Below are 6,083 nucleotides of genomic sequence, written 5' to 3'. Positions count from 1 at the left end.
GAGGCAAGCCGCACGCTCGACGCGGGGCTCGTCTGGCCCGCCTACGAGCAGGTGCTGAAGATGAGCCACACGTTCAACCTCCTGGACGCCAGGGGCGCGGTCTCCGTGACCGAGCTCAACGACAAGGCGCACGACAACCTGTCGGTGGCGCTGCTGGCCGCCGGCCGCATCGACGAGGCCGAGGCGCACTGCCGGGCCGCGATCGCCATCAACCCGGGGAGCGCCGTCGCCCAGTCCAACCTGGGCACCATCCTGTTCACCCGCGGCCGCACCGCAGACGCTGCAGCGCAGTACCGCGTGGCGGTGGGGCTCCAGCCCGGGGATCCCGACTACCTGTACAAGCTGGGTTCGTCGCTGCACAAGCTGGGCCGGCTGGATGAGGCGGCCGGCTGGTACTACCGGGCGCTGCAGCGGGCGCCGGAGCACCCGCAGGTCCACTTCTACCTGGGCGAGATCATGGCCGCCTGGCAGCGGCCCGAAGCCGCCCTGATGCATTACCGCGTGGCGGTGGCGGGGCAGCCCGATTTTGCCTGGGCGTGGCTGTCGCTGGGGCGGACGCTGGCCGGCCGGAACCGGCTGGACGAGGCCGCGGCGGCGTGGGCGGAGGCGGTGCGGCTGGATCCGGATCTGGCCGAGGCCCGCTACAGCCTGGGCACCTGGCTGGCCACCCACGGACGTCTCCGTGAGGCGCTGCCCCATCTCGAGGCCGCGGTGCGCCTGCAGCCCGGCGACGCCCGGGCCCGCAACAACCTGGGCAGCGCCCTGCTCAACGCCGGCCGGCCCGCCGAGGCCGCCGTCCAGCTCGAGGAGGCCCTGCGACTGCGCCCCGACTACCCGCAGGCGGCGGACAACCTCCGCCGCGCCCGTGCGCAGCTCCTCCCGGAAGCGAACTGATTGACGATCGATCCCGCGTCACGCCGACGACATTCGAGCAGTAAGTATCGCGAGGTGTTGCGACCGGACCATGGCGGCTTTCATCACTCTCGCCTCTCTCTTTTTCCGGTTCACTATTTACTGTTTACTGTTCGCTACCCATAAGCGGGTCGTGGCGAATCGGTGTGGGTGAAGGCGTCGCTTCCCCGCGCCCCTGACCCGGGGCGCGCATCCTTTCAAACGACCTCTCGTCCAGGCGCTGCCCGGCTTCACCGGGCGGCGCCTGGCGACTTTCGTTGCCATCCGAACGGTATGCCGATCCCCGTTCCCCGTTCACTGTTTACTGTTTACTGATGTGAAACCGGCGCCCGTCCCACGGCAGGGTGAGAAGCTGCGCGCGGCTCTCGACGTCCACCACGCGGATGGTGGTGCCGGTCTCGGGGAGCTGGAACGCATAGCCGGTGTCGCGGCCCAGCGCCGCCTCGATGGCTTCAGCGGCGGGAAAGACGTCGGCGCGCACCGACCGCCAGCCGTCCGCTTCCCGCACGAGGAAATCCAGCCGGCGGCACATGCAGCCGTCGCCGCACTCCAGCGACACGGCCACGATGTCCCGCACCGTGTCCCGTTCCCGGAACAGGGCCACCTCCAGCGGGAACCTCTCCACCATGGCCCGGATGTAGCCGTGGGGGATGTTGCGGTGGACGATGAGGCGCTCGCGCGCCGCGGGGTCGGGCGCGGCGTCCGCCTCGCACTGGAACACGTCGGCGGGCAGTTCCCGATAGTAGTCCAGGACACTCAGCCTGGCCGTGTCCGCCAGAGTCCAACCCGCCGCCAGGCACAAGGCGACGGCCGCCAGGGTGATGCGGCTGTGGGTCGCGGTGTTCATGGGCTGCCCCCGTCTGTGAAATCTCGGCGTCTGTCCGTCTAACGGATCGCGGCGATGGCGCCGCGCCTATTATGACGGACAGGAGCAGAAAGATGATGAAGAAAGTTGCGATCCTGGCGGTCCTGCTGGCGGTGTTGGCGGCGCCGCTCGTCGCCCAGAACGCCCGGCCGGCGCTCAAGCCCGGCGAGATCCCGTTGCCGTACCCCGTGGTGAAGACCACCGCCCAGCCCGGCGACTTCGTGATCGCCCCGGCCCGGGAGTTCTTCGACCGCGCCGTCGCCGAAGGCCTCGACAAGACGGGCATGATCTACTACGGTGCCTACATGGAAAAGCCCGGTCCCGCCGAGTCGCAGCTCAAGACGCTGACAGGCCGCATCGTCACCCTGCCCAACGCGCTCATCATCCCCATCCGGCGCGGCGAGCAGGCGGCGGTGGGCGACATCGTGCTGGGCACCTGGCAGTCCGGCTCCGGGCTGCAGCGCGCCATCGTGATCGCCGGCGGCACACCCGCGGCGCCCAAAGTGCGGTACCTGGATCTCGACTACGACAATCCCGCGGGTGTGGGCAAGAAGGACGACACCCTCAAGGCGGACTGTTTCCACAAACAGCGCGACGGCCTGATCGTGGGCAACGTGGTGGCGGTCAAGGCGGCGGGCGGCTACAAACGGCTCCTGGTGACGGGCGTGAGCGGCGAGAAAGTGCTGGGGATCGGCTTCGCCGGCCGGCTGGCGGTCGCGGCCAGGGCCGACTGCACGCCGCTGCCCATCAAGCCGGTGGTGAAAGCCGGAGACAAGGTCATGATCCCGTCCATGGGCAGCTTCCGCCCGGCGGTGGTGGCTCGCGTGGATGCCGCCATCGGCCGGGTGTTCGCCACGTACGACTTCGGCGGCAAGCCGAAGACGGAAGCCGTGGCTTTCGGCGACGTGGCGGTGGGGCTGCCCTGAAGGGGAAGCCGTCCGGTGATGGGTCGAGGAATTGGTGAACGGGTGAATAGAACCTGTTGAGGGAGGGACGGAAGCGGGGACAGTTGGGAGGTTGGGAAGTTGACCCGAGGCAACTTCTCGACCGTTTTTCATGCAGCCTGCTTGGATGCGGAGCACATCCGATCCATGACATCGCAGGATCGTCGTCCGCCGCATCCGGATCGGCGATCACCGGGTGACGGGTCGGCGTGATCATCGACAATCAGTGATGGGTGTCTTCTGCATCCGGAGCTGCCGGCACCGGGTGATGGGCGGGCGCGGCCGGTTGGCTGCGGAAGGTCCGCGGCTGTTCCACCCCAAATTTTTGTTCCACCCACCGCCGCTTCGGGGTACGATGGACCGTCCGCGATCGCGTCACGGCCGCGGGGCGATGGCAATCGCGACTGTGCATCTTGATCACCGAAGTCCGAAGTCCGCGTTACGGGAACGAGCCTCGAGCCCCGAGCCTCGATTACGATCACGATTACGAGTACGAGGGAAAGAAATGAGTCAACCGTTGGTGATCCGGGGCGGCGTCATTCTGACGCTGGGTGAGGACAACCGGGTGCTGCGGGACCACGCCATCCGCGTCGAGGACGGCCGCATTCACAAGATTGCGCCGGCCGCCGAGGTGGATGCCGCCGGCGCCCGCGTCATCGACGCCGCGGGGAAGGCGGTGCTGCCCGGCTGGATCAACGCCCACATGCATTTCTACAGCACGTTGGTGCGGGGCCTGGGCAAGGCCAAGCCGTCGCGCGACTTCGTGGATCAGCTCCGCAACCTGTGGTGGCGGCTGGACCGCCGGCTCACCCTGGACGACACCTATGTCAGCGCGCTGGTCATGGCGGTGGCGGCGGTGCGGAGCGGCACCACAACCCTCATCGATCACCACGCCAGTCCCGGCGCCGTCCGCGGCTCGCTCGACGCGATCGCCCGTGCGGTGAAGGCGGCGGGGCTGCGGGCCTGCCTCTGCTACGAGGTCTCGGACCGTGACGGCGCCGACGTGGCCCAGGCCGGACTGGAGGAAAACGCCGCGTTCATCCGCCGCTGCAAGGATGAGAAGGACCCTCAACTCCGCGCCCTGTTCGGCCTCCACGCCGCGTTCACCCTGGGCGACGCCACCCTGGATCGCGCCGCCGCCATGGGCCGGGAACTCGGCGCCGGCTTCCACGTGCATACCGCCGAGTCGCCCGCCGACCAGGAGTACAACATGCGGGAGCACGGTCAGCGCGTGGTGCGGCGGCTGCGCGACCACGGGCTGCTCGGGGCCGGAACCATCTGCGCCCACTGCGTCCATGTGGACGACGCCGAACTCGACCTGCTCGCGGAGACGCAGACCATGGTCGCCCACAACCCGCAGTCCAACCTGAACAACGCCGTGGGCATCGCCGACCTGCTGGCCATGGCGCGGCGTGGGATCACCGTGGGTCTCGGCACCGACGCCATGACGGTGCGCATGCTCGAGGAACTGCGCGTGGCCCTCTGGGCGCAGCACCTGCGCCAGAACGGCCCCACCGCGGCGTTCATGGAAGTGACCGACACGCTGCTCGTCCACAACCCGGCCATCGCCAGCCGCCTCTGGGGATTCCCGGTCGGCCGCCTGGCCGAGGGCGCCGCCGCCGATCTCATCTTGGTGGACTACGACCCGCCCACGCCGCTGGAGCCGGCCACGGTCCGCGGTCACGTCGTGTTCGGCCTGAGCCAGGCCGCGGTGGACACCACCGTCGTCGGCGGCCGCGTCCTCATGACGGGCAAGCGGTTGGAACGCGATGTGGACGAGGCGGCGCTGGCCGCCCGCGCCCGCGAGCTTGCTGCCTCCCTGTGGGACCGGTTTTGAAAATGACCAATGAACAATGACAAATGAAAAATGATCAATATAATGACATTCATTCAGACTGCTTGACGGCATTTCTCACCGAGGTAATCGTCACATGACCGACTTGTACGCCAGAATCCATGCCCGCGCAAAGGAACTCGAACCCGAGATCGCCCGGTTCCTGTGCGATCTCGTCCGCACACCGTCCCACTCGACCAAGGAGAAGGAAGTGGTCGCGGTGATCGACCGCGAGATGCGCACGCTGGGCTTCGACGAGGTGCGCGTTGACGGCCTGGGGTCCATCATCGGCCGGGTGGGGCGCGGCAAGCGCCTGGTGGCCTTCGACGCCCACATCGACACCGTCTACCCCGGCGACCGCGCCCTGTGGCGCTTCGACCCGTTCGACGCCCACATCGCCGACGGGCACGTGTGGGGCCGCGGCGCCTCGGACCAGAAGGGCGGGCTGGCCGCCATGGTCTACGCCGGCAAAATCATGAAGGAGATGGACCTGGCCGGCGACTTCACGGTGCTCTTCACGGGCACGGTGATCGAGGAGGACTGCGACGGACTGTGCTGGAAGTACCTCGTCGAAGAAGAAAAGATCCGGCCCGAGGCGGTGGTGATCACGGAGCCCACCAGCCTGCGCATCCACCGCGGCCAGCGCGGCCGGATGGAGATGATGGTCCATGCCAAGGGCGTGAGCTGCCACGGCTCGGCCCCCGAGCGCGGCGACAACGCGGTCTACAAAATCGCCCGCATCGCCCTGGAGATCGAGAAGCTCAACGCCCGGCTGGCCGACGACCCGTTTCTGGGCAAGGGGACCGTCACCGTGACTCAGGTGTTCTTCTCATCGCCGTCGGCCTGCTCGGTGCCCGACGCCGCCAGCATCCAGCTGGACCGGCGCCTCACCGTGGGCGAGACCATCGACACGGCGGTGGCCGAGGTGCAGGAGGCCTGCCGCCGCGCCGGTCACCCGGATGCGGCGGTGGAGGTGCTCCAATACGCCGAACCCGCCTACACGGGCAAGGTGTTCCCCATGCAGAAGTACTACCCCACCTGGGTGACGCCGGCCGCCTCGCCCTACGTGCAGGCGGCGGTGGCGGCGTACCGCGCCGCGCTCGGCACCGAGCCGGTGGTGGACAAGTGGACGTTCTCCACCAACGGCGTCGCCATCGCCGGACTGGCCGGCATTCCGTGCCTGGGGCTCGGCCCCGGCCATGAGAAGGAAGCGCACGCGCCCAACGAGTCGTGCCCGGTGGACCATCTGGGCGCCGCCGCCGCGTTCTACACCGCGTTCATGGCGCAGCTCAACGGAAGGTAGGATTCGCCACAAAGTCACAAAGGACACAATGGTTTTTTTATTTGTCGCTTTTCATTGGGTATCTCAGAACGGTGTATCGGTGAATGGGTGAATCGGTAAATGGGTGAATCGGGAGACGGCCGGCGGGAGACGGGAAATGGCAGACGGCAAACGAACAGGATGCAGACGGCAAACGAACAGGATGGACGATTAACCATCAACAATAACCCATCAACTTATAACTTG

At 67.8% G+C, this 6,083-nt stretch carries 5 protein-coding genes; 4 read left to right on the top strand and 1 reads right to left on the bottom strand.

Annotated elements, in window-relative coordinates; all coding sequences use genetic code 11:
- The coding region (locus GX414_04225) for a glycine--tRNA ligase subunit alpha (protein NLI46294.1) at nt 1–894 on the top strand (894 nt) is incomplete at its 5' end.
- A 319-nt stretch (nt 895–1,213) separates the two neighbouring features.
- Here GX414_04225 and GX414_04220 read toward each other — a convergent pair.
- Nucleotides 1,214–1,759 (bottom strand): hypothetical protein, encoded by a 546-nt coding sequence (locus tag GX414_04220; protein ID NLI46293.1) that lies wholly within the window; start codon nt 1,757–1,759, stop codon nt 1,214–1,216.
- A gap of 92 nt (nt 1,760–1,851) precedes the next feature.
- On the opposite strand from GX414_04220, the gene GX414_04215 reads away from it, so the two are divergent.
- From GX414_04215 to GX414_04205, 3 genes are all read left to right on the top strand, one after another.
- Entirely contained in the window at nt 1,852–2,703 is an 852-nt protein-coding gene (locus GX414_04215; GenBank protein NLI46292.1) for a hypothetical protein, read from the top strand.
- 523 nt (nt 2,704–3,226) lie between these two features.
- The gene (gene ssnA, locus GX414_04210; GenBank protein NLI46291.1) at nt 3,227–4,558 is read left to right on the top strand and encodes a putative aminohydrolase SsnA; all 1,332 of its coding nucleotides are present in this window, start codon (nt 3,227–3,229) and stop codon (nt 4,556–4,558) included.
- Nucleotides 4,559–4,652: 94 nt separating this feature from the next.
- Nucleotides 4,653–5,858, top strand: a complete 1,206-nt coding sequence (locus tag GX414_04205; GenBank protein NLI46290.1) for a YgeY family selenium metabolism-linked hydrolase — start codon at nt 4,653–4,655, stop codon at nt 5,856–5,858.
- Nucleotides 5,859–6,083: the final 225 nt, after the last annotated feature.

It is taken from the genome of Acidobacteriota bacterium (genome assembly GCA_012517875.1).
In the GTDB taxonomy this organism is placed as follows: Bacteria; Acidobacteriota; JAAYUB01; order JAAYUB01; family JAAYUB01; genus JAAYUB01.
The sequence above is the reverse complement of the archived record's forward strand: the minus strand, read 5'-3'. Positions and strand labels throughout refer to the sequence as shown.

Coding starts and splice junctions, on each gene's coding strand:
- GX414_04220 (NLI46293.1), bottom strand. CDS start 1,759: ATGAACACCGCGACCCACAGCCGCATCACCCTGGCGGCCGTCGCCTTG.
- GX414_04215 (NLI46292.1), top strand. CDS start 1,852: ATGATGAAGAAAGTTGCGATCCTGGCGGTCCTGCTGGCGGTGTTGGCG.
- ssnA (NLI46291.1), top strand. CDS start 3,227: ATGAGTCAACCGTTGGTGATCCGGGGCGGCGTCATTCTGACGCTGGGT.
- GX414_04205 (NLI46290.1), top strand. CDS start 4,653: ATGACCGACTTGTACGCCAGAATCCATGCCCGCGCAAAGGAACTCGAA.